Annotated in this window: 16 protein-coding genes and 1 riboswitch; of the genes, 7 read left to right on the top strand and 9 right to left on the bottom strand. The window is 59.6% G+C overall.

The features are described 5' to 3' along the window. Positions 1-346 precede the first annotated feature (346 nt). From DW211_RS08780 to DW211_RS08770, 3 genes are all read left to right on the top strand, one after another. Positions 347-919, top strand: a complete 573-nt coding sequence (locus DW211_RS08780) for a hypothetical protein (protein ID WP_118260341.1) — start codon at positions 347-349, stop codon at positions 917-919. A gap of 212 nt (positions 920-1,131) precedes the next feature. Next, complete coding sequence (locus DW211_RS08775; RefSeq protein ID WP_118260339.1) at positions 1,132-2,883, top strand: ABC transporter ATP-binding protein; 1,752 nt, start codon at positions 1,132-1,134, stop codon at positions 2,881-2,883. Continuing rightward, positions 2,876-3,622, top strand: coding sequence for an energy-coupling factor transporter transmembrane protein EcfT (locus DW211_RS08770; RefSeq protein WP_118260337.1), 747 nt, complete (start codon positions 2,876-2,878; stop codon positions 3,620-3,622). Before DW211_RS08775 ends, DW211_RS08770 begins: the two co-directional genes overlap by 8 nt. Before the next feature lie 125 nt (positions 3,623-3,747). Here the strand turns inward: DW211_RS08770 and DW211_RS08765 are convergent, their stop codons facing one another. Together DW211_RS08765 and DW211_RS08760 are read right to left on the bottom strand one after the other, a co-directional pair. After that, positions 3,748-4,494, bottom strand: coding sequence for an aspartate/glutamate racemase family protein (locus tag DW211_RS08765; protein WP_231501595.1), 747 nt, complete (start codon positions 4,492-4,494; stop codon positions 3,748-3,750). Positions 4,495-4,578: 84 nt separating this feature from the next. Then, positions 4,579-5,835: an ATP-grasp domain-containing protein gene (locus DW211_RS08760; RefSeq protein ID WP_118260333.1), complete on the bottom strand. Its 1,257-nt coding sequence runs from the start codon at positions 5,833-5,835 to the stop codon at positions 4,579-4,581. A gap of 393 nt (positions 5,836-6,228) precedes the next feature. On the opposite strand from DW211_RS08760, the gene DW211_RS08755 reads away from it, so the two are divergent. Next, a complete protein-coding gene (locus DW211_RS08755) occupies positions 6,229-7,362 on the top strand; it encodes a glucosaminidase domain-containing protein (RefSeq protein ID WP_117776421.1) in 1,134 nt (377 codons plus the stop codon). A gap of 37 nt (positions 7,363-7,399) precedes the next feature. On the opposite strand, the gene DW211_RS08750 is transcribed toward DW211_RS08755, so the two are convergent. From DW211_RS08750 to DW211_RS08730, 5 genes are all read right to left on the bottom strand, one after another. Next, positions 7,400-8,779 carry a protein kinase gene (locus DW211_RS08750; RefSeq protein ID WP_158568519.1) on the bottom strand — a complete coding sequence of 460 codons (1,380 nt, stop codon included), beginning with the start codon at positions 8,777-8,779 and terminating at the stop codon, positions 7,400-7,402. A 98-nt stretch (positions 8,780-8,877) separates the two neighbouring features. Beyond that, on the bottom strand, positions 8,878-9,300 hold the full coding sequence (locus DW211_RS08745) for an XRE family transcriptional regulator (protein ID WP_117637494.1): 423 nt from the start codon (positions 9,298-9,300) through the stop codon (positions 8,878-8,880). 33 nt (positions 9,301-9,333) lie between these two features. After that, complete coding sequence (locus DW211_RS08740) at positions 9,334-9,777, bottom strand: FxLYD domain-containing protein (RefSeq protein ID WP_055309781.1); 444 nt, start codon at positions 9,775-9,777, stop codon at positions 9,334-9,336. 164 nt (positions 9,778-9,941) lie between these two features. Continuing rightward, positions 9,942-10,262, bottom strand: coding sequence for a hypothetical protein (locus DW211_RS08735; RefSeq protein WP_147357258.1), 321 nt, complete (start codon positions 10,260-10,262; stop codon positions 9,942-9,944). A gap of 2 nt (positions 10,263-10,264) precedes the next feature. Continuing rightward, a complete protein-coding gene (locus DW211_RS08730) occupies positions 10,265-11,467 on the bottom strand; it encodes an amidohydrolase (protein WP_199576760.1) in 1,203 nt (400 codons plus the stop codon). A 131-nt stretch (positions 11,468-11,598) separates the two neighbouring features. Next, a riboswitch (Lysine riboswitch) is annotated at positions 11,599-11,767 on the top strand. Between the two features lie 65 nt (positions 11,768-11,832). On the opposite strand from DW211_RS08730, the gene dapA reads away from it, so the two are divergent. Genes dapA through dapD form a run of 3 tightly spaced genes read left to right on the top strand, consistent with a single transcriptional unit; the run spans position 11,833 to position 15,634 of the window. After that, positions 11,833-14,142 (top strand): 4-hydroxy-tetrahydrodipicolinate synthase, encoded by a 2,310-nt coding sequence (gene dapA / locus DW211_RS10330; protein WP_118260325.1) that lies wholly within the window; start codon positions 11,833-11,835, stop codon positions 14,140-14,142. Then, a complete protein-coding gene (gene dapB / locus DW211_RS08720; protein ID WP_199576758.1) occupies positions 14,135-14,875 on the top strand; it encodes a 4-hydroxy-tetrahydrodipicolinate reductase in 741 nt (246 codons plus the stop codon). The genes dapA and dapB overlap by 8 nt, the downstream gene beginning before the upstream one ends. 39 nt (positions 14,876-14,914) lie before the next feature. After that, a complete protein-coding gene (dapD, locus tag DW211_RS08715; RefSeq protein WP_082437754.1) occupies positions 14,915-15,634 on the top strand; it encodes a 2,3,4,5-tetrahydropyridine-2,6-dicarboxylate N-acetyltransferase in 720 nt (239 codons plus the stop codon). Between the two features lie 245 nt (positions 15,635-15,879). Here the strand turns inward: dapD and DW211_RS08710 are convergent, their stop codons facing one another. Together DW211_RS08710 and DW211_RS08705 are read right to left on the bottom strand one after the other, a co-directional pair. Continuing rightward, a complete protein-coding gene (locus tag DW211_RS08710; RefSeq protein ID WP_022094136.1) occupies positions 15,880-16,884 on the bottom strand; it encodes a nucleoid-associated protein in 1,005 nt (334 codons plus the stop codon). A gap of 111 nt (positions 16,885-16,995) precedes the next feature. After that, positions 16,996-18,030, bottom strand: a complete 1,035-nt coding sequence (locus DW211_RS08705; RefSeq protein WP_233540986.1) for a DUF2974 domain-containing protein — start codon at positions 18,028-18,030, stop codon at positions 16,996-16,998. Positions 18,031-18,164 lie beyond the last annotated feature (134 nt).

Genomic DNA, 18,164 nt, shown 5'->3' with positions numbered 1-18,164 from the left:
CTTTTGACCGACGGGAAACCCGCCTGAAATCTTTTTAAAAAAGATTTCCCCGCACACACTTCGCTGTGCTATAGTGCAGCGCAACAGCAACTAGGTGCGACCGCGCCACGGCATCACGAAAGGAGCCACCAACATGAAGAACACGATGAAATCTCTCAACAACTGGTGGTGGCGTGATGCGAATACGATCGGTCGACAGTGAGTCCCTCACGCCTGTTTTTGCGCTCTAGGTGATTGGAAGGCCTCCGGTTTCGACCGGGGGCCTTTTTCTATCTCGAGCCCAATCGCATTCGCATCACGCGCCTCCGCTTTTCTCTTGCAATCCCCTTCCGAAAGGATTTTCACCATGTCTCAGAACACCACCGCCACCCAGCCCCGCACCGTCCAGACCGCCGACCGCGGCAAACTCGATGTCCGCGCCCTCGTCCTGCTCGCCATCCTGCTCGCCGCCGGCTTCATCCTCAACTTCACCGTCGGCAAGGCAATCTCGGGCATCTCGGGCGGCATGATCAGCCCCGAGTTCATCATCTCGGCCTTCTGCCTCACCATCCTGGTCGTTCGCCCCAACATCGGCCAGGCGCTCGTCATTGGCCTCATCTCGGCTGCCGTAATCCAGATCACCACCACTTCGCCGTTCGTCGATTTTGCCGCCGAGGGCATCGCCGCCATGCTCATGGCCGGCATCGTCAACGCCGCCGGCAAGAACGGTCAGGTCAAGCCCGCCATCGCCATTGTCGCAACCTTCCTGACCACCTTTGTCTCCGGCGTTATCTTCATGGTCATCAAGATGGCCATGCTCGGCGTGGTAGGCGAGCTCGCCGCCGCCATGCTGCCCGTCGTCGCCATGACCGCCGTCTTTAACGCCATTCTGGTCGGCGCCCTCTACTTGCCCATCCAGAAGGCCCTTAGGCTCAATTAACCCGCTCGGCTTTACGAGCCACCCCATCTTGGCGTTCATTCGTCGCTCGCGTACCCAAGTACGCTTCGCTCCTCTTTCGCGCCAACCTGGGGCCCCTCGTAAAGCCGTCTCCGCACTCCACCAACAAAGACTGTCCCAAACAACTAGCTCTTGGGGACGTTCTTAAACGACTAGTCATTAAAGAACGTCCCTGATGACTATGAAAGGTATCCATGGAAACGATCATCAACGTCGACGATGTCTCGTTCTCCTATGGCACGCAGACCGAGCAGGCGCTCAGCCACATCTCACTCGGCGTGAACAAGGGAGATTTCATCGGCATCATCGGACCCTCGGGCGCCGGCAAGTCCACGCTTGCCGCCTGCCTGTCGGGCGCCGTGCCCCACCACTACACCGGCACGTTCTTTGGGGCCGTCATGGTAGACGGCCACGACACCTGCGAAGCCTCGCTCACCGACGTGTCGCAAATCGTCGGCAGTGTGCTGCAGGATATCGACACGCAGATGGTCGCTTCGGTCGTCGAGGACGAGATGCTCTTTGGCCTCGAGAACTTTGGCGTTCCCCACGACCAGATCGAGCGGCGCGTGAGTGAAACGCTCGAGACCGTCGGCATCAGCGACCTGCGTGACCGCGAGATCGTCACCCTCTCGGGCGGACAGAAGCAAAAGGTGGCCATCGCCGCCATCCTCGCCATGCGTCCGCGCGTCTTGGTTCTCGACGAGCCCACCGCGGCACTCGACCCCGCCAGCTCCACGTTGGTCTTCGAGACGCTGCGTGAGGCAAACCGCGCGCTTGGAATCACCATCGTCGTCGTTGAGCAAAAGGTCGCCCTGCTCTCGGAGTACTGCAACCGCGTGCTCGTGCTCAACCATGGCGAAATCGCGCTGCAGGGCGAGCCACACGAGGTCTTCGCGCATACCGACGAGCTCCGTGCCATCGGCGTCGACTGCCCTCGCGTCACGCGTATCTTCAATAGCCTCGAGGCCGATGGCCTGGTAAGCGGTACCCCTTGCTTGGATGTCGATGAGGCCGAGCGCCTGATTTCGGGCATCGTCGACCCCGCACACGCAAGCAGCGACATTCAGGCACCCGCCGGCTCACCGCACGCACCGTCGTTGCGCCCGCACGCCAAGGACGCCGAGCCCGTGCTCACCTTCGACCATGTTGAGTTTGCCTATCCCAATGGCGGCGCCGCCGTCCACGACCTCAACCTGACCCTCTATCCCGGCGAGCTCGTGGGCATCGTCGGCCAGAACGGTGCCGGCAAGACCACGCTCACCAAGCTGCTCACAGGCCTGCTTAAGCCCGCCTCGGGCAGCGTGCGCGTTACGGGGCTGGATACCGCCGCGGTCCCCACGAGCCGCATTGCCCGCGAGGTCGCAACGCTCTTCCAAAACCCCGACCGCCAGATCTGTAAGGATACCGTACTCGACGAGGTCGCTTTTGGCCTGGAGCTTGCCGGCATCGACCGTGCCGAGGCTCTGCGTCGTGCTCAACTTGTTATCGACCGCTTTGGCCTGCCTGCCGATGAGGCACCTTTCTCGCTTTCGCGCGGCCAGCGACAAATGGTGGCGCTTGCCTCCGTCGTAGTGGTTGAGCCCAAGATCGTCGTGCTCGACGAGCCCACGAGCGGCCTTGATTACCGCGAGTGCATGACCGTCATGGAAACGGTACGCACCATGGCCGAGCGCGGCTGCGCCGTGATTATGGTCTGTCACGACATGGAAGTCGTTTCCGACTTTGCCGAGCGTATCGTAGTAATGGCCGACGGTCGCATCCTCGACCGCGGCCGCACGCACGAGCTATTCTCGAACATCGATCTCATGCGGCGTGCCTACGTGGAGCCTCCCCAGGTTATTGAACTCTCGCGCCGTCTGGCATCTTCCGTCTCGCCCGCTTTTGCGCAGGTGAGCGAGGTCACCGATGTCGTTCGAATTACCAAGGAGATGGTCCACCGTGGTTAACGTCATCGACTACATGCCGGGCGATACGCTACTGCATCGTTTGAACCCCGTCGTCAAACTGGGCCTCGCCGCCGCCATCATCGTCGGCATCTTCTTGTCCGACACCTACGTGGCGCTGCTGGGCTTTTTGGCACTCACCCTTGCGCTGGGTGCCTATGCCGGTGTCGTCGACCGTCTGTTCTCGCTGCTCAAGTTGCTGATTCCGCTCGCGCTTATCATGCTGGTGCTCCAGCTGGCCTTTATGCGCGATGGCAACGTTGTGTGGGGCTTTATCACCGACACGGGCCTCATTACCGGATCGAAGGCCTGCCTACGCCTGTTGGGCGTGGCGCTGCCACTCATCCTCATGCTTATGGTGACCAAGCTCAACGACCTCGCCAACGCCTGCGTCGAGGTGCTGCACGTGCCGTATCGCTATGCCTTCACCTTTACCACGGCGCTACGCTTTGTGCCGGTGTTTGGTCAGGAGATGAACGCCATCATGGAAGCGCAGACCGCACGCGGCGTCGAGTACGACACCAAGAACCCCATCAAGAAGCTTAAGCTCATGCTGCCACTGTGCGTGCCACTGCTCATCTCGAGCGTGGGCAAGACCGATGCCACAGCCTTGGCGGCAGAACAGCGCGGCTTCTATCTGCGTACACGCGCCAGCTCATACAAGCGCTACCCCATCAAGGTCCTGGACATCGCCGTGCTCATCGTCAGCATCGCCCTCATCGCCATCGGCTTCCTGTTCTAGTTCGCCACCGGCAGCAACCGCCCAACGCAAAAGGCCTCGGCTCGCACCAAACGAGCCGAGGCCTTTACTGTTTCACCAGATAAAACCTACCAAAATTAACCTGTCCCTTTTTGACGGGTCGGAAGCTAGAGGCGGTAGGGGACGCCGCTGCGGATGATGGATTCGCGCACCAGGACATCCATAGCATCGAGGGTGATCTCGGGCATCTCTCGATACTTCTGCAGCACCGATAGCTCGGTGCAGGCCAGAATGACACGGTCGCAGCCGCTACGGGCGAACTCCCACATCACGCGGTCGAACTTATCCATATCGGGCTCACGTCCGGCCTTCACATCATCGTAGATAAGCGACATCACATCGTTCTGACGTTTCTCGCTGGGATAGACGACCTCAACACCCGCAGCCTCGCATTCGCGGCCGTAGACGCCCGCGCCCACGGTTCCGTCGGTGCCCATAATGCCAATCTTGTGCACCGGCTCGGCCGGCATACTCAGGTTGGGGTCGAACTCGCACTCCCCCATCACCGCACCCGCAAGGGCATAGCGCACCGACTCACGCGGCATGTGGATAATCGGCACCTTCGTAAACGACTGGATCTGGTCGTAGAAGTAGTGCGACGTGTTGCAGGGAATGGCAATGTGCGCACAGCCCAGCGACTCGAGTGCCTGGGCACACTCTTTCATGGTCGCCAGCAGCTTGGCATGCTCGCCGGTCTTAATGGCAAGCGTGCGGTCGGGCATAGTCGACTTGGAGAGCACCACCATGTCGATATGTTCCTGATCGCAGGCAGCAGCCGTATGGCGCACCACCTGGTCGTAGTAATACGACGTGGCCTCGGCGCCCATGCCGCCGATAACTCCCAGCTTTTCCATCGCCGCCTCCTTGGTGACGTTTGCGCAATTGCGCGTATCATACCCGCGCCCGCCCGATGTAAACCGGACGGGCGCCGCACTCATCTACTTGTAATACGTCTTGAACAGCTTAAAGTGGCGCAGCTTGGTGTGCCACATGCGCAGCCAGCGGTTAAAGACAAAGTCGCCCTTCATAAACGAAGGGTCGGCGCCCTTGCCTTCCTTGTCCAGGCGATGCACCTTAGCGCGCAGCTCGGGATCCTTGACGTACTTGTCGACGACGCCCATGGGAACGACCATCCACAGCGCCTCGTCCTGCGCCGTCACAAACTCCGGCTCAAACGGGCGGTTGAACACATACTCGTCCACCACATACTTGGCAACGTTAAAGCCGCTGTTAGTGACGTAGTAGTTGCTGCGACCTTGGCGCGTGTTGAAATCGAAGAACTTAAACGAGCCGTCGCGCTCGTCATACTTAACGTCAAAGTTGGAATAGCCCACAAAGTGAAGGTCCTCGAGCAACTTGTGCACGCCGCCCATGAGCTCGTCATTGGGCTCGGTGATGATACAGGCGTGGTTGCCGACACCGTGAGGCTGATGCTCCTCGAGCAGCACGTGACCCAGGCACATCATGCGCACCTTGCCGTTGCGGTCGGAATAACTGGTGAGCACGCGCATGTACTCGTCATTGCCGGGCACGCGATCCTGCAAGATCAGGTCGTCGGTGTAGCCGCTGGCATACGAGTCGCGAATGACCTGTTCCAGCTCGGCACGGTCGGCAATCTCATAGGCCTTTTTCTGGCCCTCGAACTCGTGCTGCCACCACATGATGCCGTCAGAAGGCTTCAGAATCATCGGGTAGGGAAAATCGATCTGGTCGAGCACTTCGGCAGGCGCCTCGCCTTGGGCGTTCAGCATCGCCATGGTGAAGGTAAAGGTATGCGGATAGGGCACGCCATGCTTCTCGCACAGCTCGTAGAAGATCTCCTTCTTCTGACACTGCTCAAGCATGCTATAGGGAGCGTAAGGCGCGACGATGTTATCCGCCAACTCATGGGCATCCTTGGCCTGAGCCACGAGGGCAACATAGTTATCGCCACAGCCCACAAGGACAATCGTCTTATCGGCATGCGCTTGGGCAATGCCGTTGACGGTCCTGAGCATCACGGGCATGGTATCGATATCCACGTTGGGCGTGTAGTCGATAATCTGGCTGCGGTACGCGGGACCCGTCTGATACTTGCCAAAGACCAGACTCTTGACCTGGTACTCCTCATAGAAGGCGCGCGCCACCGAATAGGCGTTGATGTCGCCACCGAGCAGCACGGGAATGAACTCGCGCTCTGTAAACTGCAATGCCATGGAAACTTCCTATCATGAACTGCCCACACAACGGGCGGTCTTTGCGCAACTGATTTATTCTAGCGTGCCAAGCCGCCGGCGCCCAAAGCTCCACCGTATCTATGGCAATCAGCGCAATTATCCAGCATGAAATCCGCCCTCGCCGTGATGGGACCCTGTAGTTGCAAAACCCCACATGAGGCGACTTTTGATAAACAAAAACCCTCTCGACAGGGCTCCGTAACGTTAAAGTTGAACTCTATGGTTTCTCAACAATTCATCATAACTGCAGGTCAAAGCTAAAGCCTCAAGTTCAACTTGACCCTTTGGAACCTTTAAGGTTCAAGTTGAGGTCGAAAGCAGTAGTAGAATACCGTTCGGACCATAACCTACGATTGATTGCAGAGGGACTGGATGCAGCATTCGAATCATCGCGCCGCAGCGCTCATTGCGTCGAAGCCGGCTCGTATCATCACGAGCGCCGCGCTCGCCGTTGCGCTGACGGCCACGCCGATGCTCTCCCCCGTTGCGGCGTATGCCGCCTCGCAGGCAACGCAGGACCAGCTTTCCGCAGCCCAGCAGAAGATCGAAGCCGCCACGAGCGCCTACAACGACGCCCGCACCAAACTCGATGACCTGCAAAAGCAGATTGACTCCAATGAAGCAAGCATCGAGGAAATCGAGGCCAAGCTTCCCGAGCAGCAGGCCAAGGCAAGCTCCGCCATGCGCGATCTGTACAAGTATCAGAAGGGCACCAACCCCATCGTGAGCTTCCTGGTCAACGCGCAGAGCCTGGGTGAGTTCATCACGACCTGCAAATACACTAACCAGATCACGAGCTCGAGCGTCGACGAGATCGAACAGCTCAATAACATGCAAACCGAACTCGAGCAGAACAAGGCTGAGCTCCAGCAGGCCAAGTCTCAGCTTGAGGCAGAGCAGAAAAACGCCGAGGATGCGTTGGCTCAGGCCCAGCAGCTCCGCAGCGAGGCGCAGGCAAAAGCCGAGCAGGAAAATGCCGCCGAGCTTGCCAAGCTTGAGGCCGATAAGGCCGCTGCCGCCGAGAAGATCTCGGGCGAGGGCGTAAGCGGCAACAATTCCAGCAGCCAGGCCACCAACACCAACACCACCATCGACACCACGGTGAACAACGCCAATACCGGTAGCTCCGATTACGATTCGTTCATTAATGAGTGGACGAGCCGCATCGACAATTATCTCGCCGGCTCCCCCATGGCAGGCCAGGGCTATAACTTTGCCGTCGCCGCTTGGAATACCGGTGTCGACCCCCGTTGGTCCCCCGCCATCGCCTGCATCGAGAGCACCAAGGGTGCTTATTGCGCCAATTCTTACAACGCCTGGGGCTGGAGTGCCCGTGGCGGCGGTTGGCGCAGCTTTGGCAGCTGGAGCGAGGGCATCTCCGCTCACGTTGCCTATCTGGGCGCCAACTACGGCTCCACCCTTACCCCGGCAGCGGCCAAAAAGTACTGCCCGCCCACGTGGCAGGACTGGTACAACAAAGTCGCCGCTCAGATGAACCGCATCTAGGTGCAACTGCAAAGGGCCCCAATGGGGCCCTTTTCTTTTAGGTAGCGGAGGTATCGACGACGCCGGTCGCATTGGCAACCGCGACTATGACGATCATGCATAGGAGCAGCACACCCAATGCCTTGAGCCAAAGTTTCGCGAGTTTCTTGCCGCGATAGCTGTCGAGCAGTGCGAATCGCCGACGAAGACGGCGCTTATCGAGCAGCGCAAAATGCATAAGCACCATAAGGCCATCGACAAAGAAAAAATACTCGATTATGAGAAGCCACGTCGGGTAGCTTTGGTTTGCTCCCGTGGGGTGAAAGACGGCAAAGTGACTTCCGGCAAAGAACACAAGTAGCGAGAAGCAGACGAGCGCATTCCAAATGCGCCCCAGAGACTCCGGAACGCGAGAGAGCGGACCGCATGCAGCGGAGGCGGCAGGCCTAGGAAGCCCTGCGGGGTTCTGGAGCCCTTGGAGCGTCAACACCGTCTCCGAGGCCGGAGTACGGACAGGCGCAGGTGTAGGAGGCCGCACGGGGCGGCTCAGATCGTATGCCGAGCGCGTCGCCCGTCCCAACGCTTCCGCACTCGCAAAACGCTTGGCCGGGTCGAGCGCCATCGACATGCAGACGGCATCGGCAAGTGGAGTGGGAACGCCACGCGCCTCGCATTGCTCGCGCATGTCGAGCCCTGGTTTAGGATCGACTCCCGTCAAACAGAAGAACAACAGGGCGCCCAGTGCGTAGACGTCGCTGCGCACACTCGTCTGCCCAAACCCATACTGCTCGGGCGGCGCATAGGGTCGCGTGCCAAACTTGACGGTGTCTGCATCGGCGCCATCGCGCCACACGCGCGCAATCCCCAAGTCGATAATCACCAGCGACGAAAACGTCAGGCCGTCATCAGGCGTATAGTTGGCACCCGTCACGATGATATTCGACGGTTTGAGGTCGCGATGGATCACCGGCGCCGACGTCTCCCCCGCCATTGCAAAACCGGCGTGGAGCTCGCCCACGGCATCGCATAGGGCAGGATACAATTCACGCGCATAATCGGGGGTGGCTCCCAGACGGTCCACCAGCGCCCTGAGCGTCTCCCCTTCGATGTATTCCATAACCACGTTGAGCTCGTCGCCCACACGATGACAATCGACGATTCTGGGCAGGTGCTCAAAACGCCTGCCTGCCCGCTGGGCGGCAAACAGACGCCCGTATGCCCCGCCGATTTGAGCCGAAGCATCGATGCGTTTACGGACAAAGGGGCCGAGCGAACCACCGCCGGTTCCTTCAAAGTACACGAGCTCGGTTGTTTCAACGGACGAGCGCTTAAGTACACGCTCCACGCGATAGCTGTCGTCGCGATCGAGCGATGCCAGATGTTCGGCAAGCGCTGCGGTCAGCTCGTCATCGGAATATGTTGTGGTCTGAGTATCCATAGCCTCCATCATAGCGCAGGGCGCAGACACCCCATGGCATCCGCGCCCCGTTCGTTTGCATCGTTGTTCGGCAGCTCCGCCGGCTCAGATATCAGCCGCTAACTCACCGTCTCCTCGCCAAAGCGATACAGCTCCTCGTTGACCTTTTGGAGGCTGCACCCGCGATCGATGCAAAAGATGATAATCGCATCACGGCGATCCTTGCAGTTAAGGACGCTTACCCCGGCAGCCGTCAGTGCACGGTTGGCCTCTTTGAGCGTCAGCGCCATCGCAAAGGCAATCTGCAGCACCTTATTGCGACTCGGGTGACGCGCACCGGTAAAGATCTGATAGCCGAAGGTCTCATTGAGATCGGCCATACGAACCACGCGCGAGCGCTCCAAGCCCTTTTCCTGCAGCAGCTGCTTCAGGTAGTCCGAAAGCGACGGGGCGGCAAAGTCGTGCTCCCTGATATAGCCATCGATGTTCGGCGCATCGAGAAGCTCATTGAGCAGCTCCTCGGTCAGCTTTTTATCGGGCATACGACTTCACCTCCCCCCAGTGCATGCAACATGCTAAAAACCGCTTACATCCGAACGCTCCCAGCTAGCAACCTGGTCAGGAGACACCGTACCCAGCGCCTCGAACTTCCAGGAGCCGCCCGCCTTCAGATGATTGGTGTTTGCAAGAGCCGTTCCAACCTGGTTGCCATCGGCATCATACAGAACATACTCAATCTGAATGTAGCTCTTTTCCTTGTCCGTGTTATTGGTCAGCGTGCCCGTGATCTTATAGGCAAACTGATTGGAGGTGTCTTCAGCCTCGTCAGCAATGGTATACGGTTCTTGCGGTTCTTTTTGCTCCTCAGCCTGCTGTGTCGCCTCGGCAGGTTTTGCCGAATCGCTCGCAGACGAATCGGTTGAATTGCCACCCATAGAGCCCACGGCACCGACGATAACCAGCACCACGATGACGCCTAGGACAATCTTGCCGATCGGCTTCTTTCCCTCTTTTGCCATTATGCATCCTTCCTATGATCCGGCTACCGCGCCGGCGCACAGCACATCGTAGGAAGGATTGGACTTGAATTCATTAGCTGTGAGCTAAAGTTGCGATAAACGGCCAATGCAGTTATCCGAACGCCGAGCAAACGCACTTTGCACGACCGTCTGCTGGCTGTGTATCAACCCAACGTGACGGATTCCCCGGTAAAGGTACTCGCAAGCAACAGGATAAAGAAAACTAAATAGCTGATGCTCAATAGGTAGGCGACGACTAAAAAGATGGTCCATCCAACATTGGTCTTACCATCGGCACGACGTTGCTCGCGAGAACGGCACAGCCAGACCGTCACGCCAATGGCCACAATCAGCAGCACGAGCGCCGCCGCGGCCAACCCGGCAAGCGCAAACATCACGCCAATGCTCACAGCAATAACCGGAAGCAGCAGCAAGCCACACCCGCATCCACCCGGACTATATACGGAAGACTGTCGGCGCTTCATCGTCACTCCAAGTTAAGCAATCGTTTGTAGACATCGAGGCCTTTGAGAAGGATTTCCTCGTCGAAGAGCATGCTATCGGTATGCAGAGCGCTTGTGGCATAGGCGGGGCAGCCATCCGAATCACTCGGGTTGTCTTGGTCCTCTGGCATACCCGTGCCCAGCAGGAAAAATACGCCCGGCAGATGGCGTTGATAGAACGCGAAATCCTCGGCAATCAGCAGCGGCTCGTCCACGAGCTGTAACTCGGGCAGAGCAGGCGCGATTCGATCAAACAACTCGGGGTCGTTGTCGACCGGCGGATAGCCCTCGGCAAAGTCGAGATCGTACGTGCAGCCCGTTGCAGTGCATGCCTCATCAAGCACGCGGCGCACACCCTCGCGTGCACGGTCGAACATGCCGTCCGTAAACACACGCAAGCTGCCGGCCACATGGGCCTCCCCCGCCACCGCGTTGCAGACGGTACCGGCCTGCAGCAGGCCAAACTTGCCGATACAGGGCTCGTCGGTGCCCAGTTCGTCCATCAGCTCGCGCTCGGTAATCAAAAACTTCGCTGCCGCCAACGCGGCATCGTGTGACTCCTCAACCGGCACACCATAAGTCTTAGCAATATGGATACTCGTACCGTGAATATGGATATGCGTCTCGCTCGAACGCGCCAGCAGCGGACCAGAACAACTCGCCAGCGTGCCGGCAGACAGATCGGGCCACACGTGAAAGCCAAAAATACGGTCGACCCCGTAGCATTCGAACACACCGCTCTCGCATACTGTCTTGGCGCCACCGGTCGTCTCCTCGGCAGGCTGGAACACAAAGAGCACGTTGCGCTTGATGGCGCCTGCCTGCTCACGAATCGTGCAATCGACAAAGGTTGCCGCCGCAAGTGCCATAGCCATGTGTCCATCGTGGCCGCAAGCGTGCATCTTGCCGGGATGGGTCGAGGCAAAGGCCGCACCCGTCGCCTCCGCGATGGGCAGCGCGTCCATATCGGCGCGAATCGCCGTGGCATGCGCGGTGCCCGTGCCAGCATCGAAGAAAGCACAGACGCAGCTGGGGCACGGATGGATCACTTCACAGGCAAGCGAGGCGAGCACGCCCTCGATATAGGCTATGGTTTGAGGAAGATCGAAATCGAGTTCCGGAATGCGATGCAGGTCGCGACGATAGCGACGAAGTTCTTGGAGCTCGGTCATAAAGGATCCTTTCATGGGGGCATATCCATTCACACACTATTGTGATGCAGAATTGTGACGCCCTTGTTTCTAGCATATCCCTGCATTTTTTAAACGTTATATACGAATACTCTTGTTTGGTAAAGTGCAACGTGGTAGGGTCGTTACCACTTGATAGAGGCGCGGGCACGAAGAGCCGCGGGCGAGCCGGCAGGCTTTGACCCCGCGGGGAGGCGAAACCCGCCGAACTGGGTTTTTCGGGCACGAACAACCTGGTGGGCCTGCGGGAAACACCCGCAGGACTGTCTGCAGCAATGCGGGAGCGCTATCCGGACATTGGGTCCACGCTATGCGGATTCGATGCGCAGATAGCGCCGTCTGGATAGCGAGGTTTACGGGACATGGCATTGACCCCCAACGAGGCATATGCGGCCAAACAGCCGTTTGTGGACAAGGTAACGCTCGAGCATATCGTCGAGCAGTTCCCCACGCCGTTTCATCTATACGACGAGGCGGGCATCCGCCGCAATATGCAAGAAGTGCGCGACGCCTTTGCATGGAACCCGGGCTTTAAGGAATACTTTGCCGTCAAGGCCAACCCCAACCCGGCGCTCATCTCCATTCTCAACGAATACGGCTGCGGCTGCGATTGCTCGAGCTATACCGAGCTCATGATCGCCCGCTCGCTGGGTATCACCGGCCACGACATCATGTTCTCGTCCAACGACACGCCGGCGGCGGACTTTGCCCTTGCAGATAAACTGGGCGCCATCGTCAACTTTGACGACATCAGCCACATCGAGTTCTTTGAGCGTGTCGCGGGGCCCATCCCCAAGACAGTCAGCTGCCGCTTTAATCCGGGCGGCCTGTTCCAGCTCTCCAACGGCATCATGGATAACCCCGGCGACTCCAAGTACGGCATGACCACCGAGCAGCTCTTCGAGGCCTTTCGCACGCTCAAAGCCAAGGGCGCCGAGGACTTTGGCATCCACGCATTCCTTGCCAGCAACACCGTCACCAACGACTACTACCCCAAGCTCGCGTGCATCCTCTTTGAGCTTGCCGTGCGCCTGGAGCGCGAGACCGGCGCACACGTCGCCTTCATCAATCTATCCGGCGGCGTCGGCATCCCCTACCTGCCAGAGCAGCAGGCCAACGACATTCACGCCATCGGCGAGGGAGTGCACGCGGCATACGACGAGATCCTGGTTCCCGCCGACATGGGCGATGTGGCCATCTGCACCGAGATGGGCCGCTTTATGATGGGCCCCTACGGCTGCCTGGTCACCAAGGCCATCCACGAAAAGCAGATCTACAAGGACTATATCGGTGTCGACGCAAGCGCCGTCGATCTGATCCGCCCTGCCATGTATGGCGCCTACCACCACATTACAGTGATGGGCCAGCCGGGTGGCTCCGACAAGACCGCGGCGCCTGTCACAAACACGTACGACATTACGGGCAATCTGTGCGAGAACAACGACAAGTTCGCCATCGACCGCGAGCTACCGCAGATCGACATGGGTGACGTGCTCGTGGTCCACGATACCGGCGCGCACGGCTACTCCATGGGCTACAACTACAACGGACGCCTGCGCTCCGCCGAGGTATTGCTGCGCCCCGACGGATCGGCAGATCTCATTCGTCGCGCCGAGCGCCCGGGCGACTACTTTGCCACACTCGACGTGCTGCCGTGCGGCCGCGAGCTGCTGGCCAAGTCGCGCGCCGAGAGCGCCCGTCGCCGCGCCCAGGACGAACGCCTGGCCGTCGCCGCTCAATGGAACAAACGCATCCAGATCGCGGAAGCGAAGGAGAAGAACATGGATATCCGCAACCTCGAGGGCTCAATCGTCGCCCTTGTTACGCCGTTTAAAAAGGACGGCAGCGTCGACTTTGACGCACTCGAGCGCCTTATCGATTTCCACCTGCAAAATGGTACCGACGCCATCCTCACCCTGGGCACCACCGGCGAGAGCGCCACGATGACCGACGACGAGGACAACTCCGTCGTCGCCGCAGTGGTCAAGCAGGTTGCGGGCCGCGTCCCCGTCATCGCCGGCTCGGGTTCCAACTCCACGCAGACCATGCTTACCAAGTCGCTCACCTATCAGGGCCTGGGCGCCGACGGCCTGCTGCTCATTACCCCCTATTACAACAAGTCCAACGAAGAGGGCATTTATCAGCACTTTAAGACCGTTGCCGACGCGGTGGACATCCCCTGCATCCTGTACAACATTCCCGGCCGCTGCGGCTGCGGCATCAGCGAGCGCAACGTGGAGCGCTTGGCCGCGCACCCCAACATCATGGGCATCAAGGAAGCCTCGGGCAACGTTGCCTACGCGGCCAAGATCGCCCACCTGCTGTCCGACGACTTCCGTATGTACTCGGGCGAGGACGCGCTCACCGTGCCACTCATGAGCCTGGGCGCCTCGGGCACCATCAGCGTGTGGGCCGACGTTCAGCCGCAGCTCGTGCACGACATGTGCCGCGCCTATCTGGACGGCGATGTGGCGCGTGCCCGCGATATCCAGATTGCCGGACAGCCGCTCATCAATGCCCTCTTTAGCGAGGTCAACCCCATCCCCGTTAAGGAAGCGCTCGCTCAGATGGGTATGATCGAGGCAAACTACCGCATGCCGCTGTGCCCCATGGCCGACGATACGCGTGCCGCACTTACCGATGCTCTGAAGGGAGCTGGTCTGCTTGATTAAGACCGTCATTATGGGAACGGGCCGCATGGGCTCGCTCATCCGCACTACCGCCGAGGGCATTGTCGACGCCGCCGGTCAGCCCGTTTTCGACATCGTCGCCCAGATCGGTTTCGATCTGTCCGAGCTCGAGAGTGCCCCGGCAGCCGACGTCATCATCGACTTCTCGAACGTCGTGACCTTCGATGCCGTCGTCGCCTATGTCGAGCGCACGGACGCGGCGTTGGTCTCGGGCACCACAGGCTACACCCCCGAGCAGATGGACCGCCTGCGTGAGCTGGGCCAGAACACCCGCGTTATGCACTCGGGCAATTACTCGATCGGCATCGCAGCCCTGCGTCATCTAGTGGCCCAGGCCACGCGTGAGCTGCCCGGCTTTGACTGCGAGATTGTCGAGACGCACCACAACCAAAAGGTCGACGCCCCCAGCGGCACTGCAAAGCTGCTGCTCGACGCCGTAGTCGAGGCCGAGCCCAAGGCAGGCTACCACCCCGTCTATGGCCGCGAGGGCATGTGCGGAGCGCGCGACCCCAAGGAGATCGGCATGCACTCGCTGCGCGGTGGCACTGTCGCCGGCGTGCACGAAGTGAGTTTCTTTGGCCAGGACGAAGAAGTCACGCTCACGCATCGCGCCACAAGCCGTCAGATCTTCGTCAACGGCGCCCTGGCAGCCGCGCAGAAGCTCGTCACCCGCGAGCACGGCTTCTATACGTTCGACCAGGTCATGTTTGCCTAACCAGGTATCAACCGGATCCACCCAAAGGAGAGACAGCAAATGAGCAATGCAGCCGAGATGGATGCCCAGGAGATTATCAACTACATCGCCACAGCGCCCAAAAAGACGCCCGTCAAACTGTACGTGCGCGAGAAGCCCGGCATGAAGGTTGCCTGGGGCGATGCGCACGTCTACGGCGGTCGTCGTGGCAAGACCGTCTTTGGTGACTGGGATGAGCTCAAAGCCATCCTTGATGCCAATGCCGATTCCATCGATTACTACGATGTGGAGAACGATTGCCGCAACTCCGCCGTGCCCATGCTCGACCTTAAGGGCATCAACGCCCGCATCGAGCCGGGCGCGATCATCCGTGACCGCGTCGAGATCGGCGATCGCGCCGTCATCATGATGGGTGCCATCATCAATATCGGCTCCGTCATCGGTGAGGGCTCCATGATCGACATGGGCGCCGTGCTGGGCGGCCGCGCCACCGTGGGCAAGAACTGCCATATCGGCGCCGGCACCGTGCTGGCAGGCGTCGTGGAGCCCGCCAGCGCCACGCCCGTCATCATCGAGGACGATGTCATGATCGGCGCAAACGCCGTGGTCCTGGAAGGCGTGCGCGTGGGCAAGGGCGCTGTTGTCGCCGCCGGCGCCGTGTGCGTCGAGGACGTCCCCGCCGGCGCCGTCGTGGCCGGTGTCCCCGCCCGCGTCATCAAGATGCGCGACGAGAAGACCGACAGCAAGACCGGCCTCGAGGAAGGTCTGCGCCAGCTGTAGGGTTACGCGGGTTTACCAACCCGCGTAACGGCTCGACGCTGCAAACGCCCCAGAGCGGCAATCTGACGTTCAATCGTCGGGCATGACCAAAAGGTCAATGCCCTCCTCTTTCACGTCACCTTGCTCGCTCTGGGGCGTTTTCGCTGACTTATGCTCAACCAGTAGCGTAATTAAGCCCCAAGTAAAAAGGCCGAAGCCCTCATCCGAGGCTTCGGCCTTTATTTTTTGCAGCGTCCAAGCGCAGTTTATCGATTCTCAATTGACCCGATATTCTTGAGCTCGATGGAGATGAGGCCGTTGGGTTCGTTGACGAACTCGATGTACTCGGAGTTCGAGCCCATCTCGGCCGGAAAACTGATCTCGATGCCCGTATCGGTACGAATCTTGTGGTTGCGCACTGCCGCACGCTCGACCTGCTTGCGCTCCACGGGAACGCGCTCGGGAACCTTCTCCTCGGTCAGTGCCGCGCGTACACTTTCCTTGATAACCGGCTCATCCTCAAAGACCTCGTCGACGATATCCCAAGGCGGCAATTCCTCGTCATCCTCGACCTTTTCAGCCACGGCAGCCTTGACCTTAGCAAGCGCCACAGCAGTGTTGGCGCCGTGTTCCTCGGCGACTTCCTCGACCACGCGCGTCACGGTGTCGATGACCTCCTTGCCCGACACCCCCGTATCGCACTGCAGCAGACCGTCGGGAATGAGCATACGGTCTTCGCCGGCAATCTTGCGCTTCTTGTCCACATAGCCGATCTCCATGGTGCTCGCGCGCACGATGGCATAGCTTGGCACCTTTTGCGAGGGGTTTGGCAGAATAGCGTAGTGGCGCGCGATGTCGTTGCGCACCTCCCCCTCCTCGCGGCCCACCTCGTGCATAAAAGCCTGCTTGGAGCCCAGCAGCATCACGGCAAACCAGCGGGCATCCTCGTCGTCGTCAAAGTCGGCCACGAGCACATCGGTGGACTCGGCTTTTTCGGCCTTGGTAAGCTCGGAGGAAATGAACTCCGCAATCTGCTGCGACAGGTCTACGAACTCGCGCTCGCCAAAGAAATAGCCCTTGAGCTCGCCGCCAAACGCAGAGTTCTCGGCAAACGTGGCGCGCTTATTGTCGGCCGAGGTTCGTGCGCGGCGCAGATGCGTGGTCACAAAGTTGCGCACGGTACGGCTCTCGATATCGAGCTCGCGCTGGCTCATGACGTTGACGGCAGAGTCAAAGTCCAGGATATGCAGAATCGCGTGATTGATTTTCATATACGGCATTCCGTTCTAGATCGATTTCGGCACGAACCAGTATAGCGGTCGGGCCCGCCCCAGGCGCATCGAAGCTTGATGCATCGGGGACAGGTTGCTTTGCACCAATGGTTAGCGCAGGAGCTCGGACTGCCAAGCCTCGAGCTGTTCTGCCAAACTCTTGCCGGCAGCGGGCATGTCGATCTGGGGTCGTTTAGGCAGCAGTGCGCATTTAAGGATTGCCACGATGGTCTGCGAGACAAAGCGTCGCGTATCCTCGTCAAAGCCTTGCGCAGCCTGGAGCATCACGGGCAGGCTCTCGCGCAGATTCCCGGCGATATCCGCAAACCGCTCAGCACCCGTAGCCTCAAACACGGAGAACAACGCATCTACAAAACGCTCGCGCTCGCTAGGCGACACTGCAAGCAGCATCTCGCGAATGGAGCCATCAACGTATCGAGCACCGGCGGACAGGCGCTCACAGTACACGAAGTCGCGACCATCAACCACCCAGCTAAAGGGATTATGCTGCAGCAGGCTGAACTCGGTGCTCTCAACGATGGCATAGTCCTCCTGTGTCTCGAACATCATGCCAAAGATCGACGACCGAGGTAGCGTCTTGTCGATTCGACCGGAAAGATCGGCAAAGGCGTTGCCGTTCAGAAACTCCTCGATGAAGCCCGGACCATCATGGGAATACACCCGTTCGATTCGCTCACGGGCGACATCGGAGCACATCGCCGCACCGTACACCGCAAGGTTTCCACCCTTGGAATGACCTCCGCACAAAAGCGGCCCGTCAATCGCATCCGCCGCCTCGTCCACATAACGTACCGCGGATTCCTGGGCCGGCACAGGACACCGGAACGCCATGTTAAAGTCCTCTTTCCAGCCCACAATCGTGCTGTCGGTCCCCCGGAAGGAAAGATAACTAAACCCCGCCGGAAACCGGAACGCCATGGCTGCAAACTGCTCTGTCGCTACCACATCGCTCACGGCACGATAGCCGCAAACGCGCACGCCACGGTAACGAGGGTTTGCTGCCACGGCCTCCAACAAGGCCCTGCTCCCCTCTGGGTCCCACAAGTCACCAATCATGTCCCGGTAGCACTCGGCACGCAGCAGTTCGCGTACGTCTAGGCCCTGCCAGTTCGTCAGCTCCGCCATATCACCCGGCAAACGCAAATAGGACAACCACGCAAAGACCAGGCTATCCACCGCACAGAACGACCGCTCCTCAAACGGATCAAACACCGTCTGGGATCGCGTCGAAAATGTTGGTGTAAGGGTGGCACCCTAGC

It is taken from the genome of Collinsella sp. AM18-10, assembly GCF_003471585.1.
In the GTDB taxonomy this organism is placed as follows: Bacteria; Actinomycetota; Coriobacteriia; order Coriobacteriales; family Coriobacteriaceae; genus Collinsella.
This window is presented reverse-complemented; position numbering and strand designations above follow the sequence as displayed.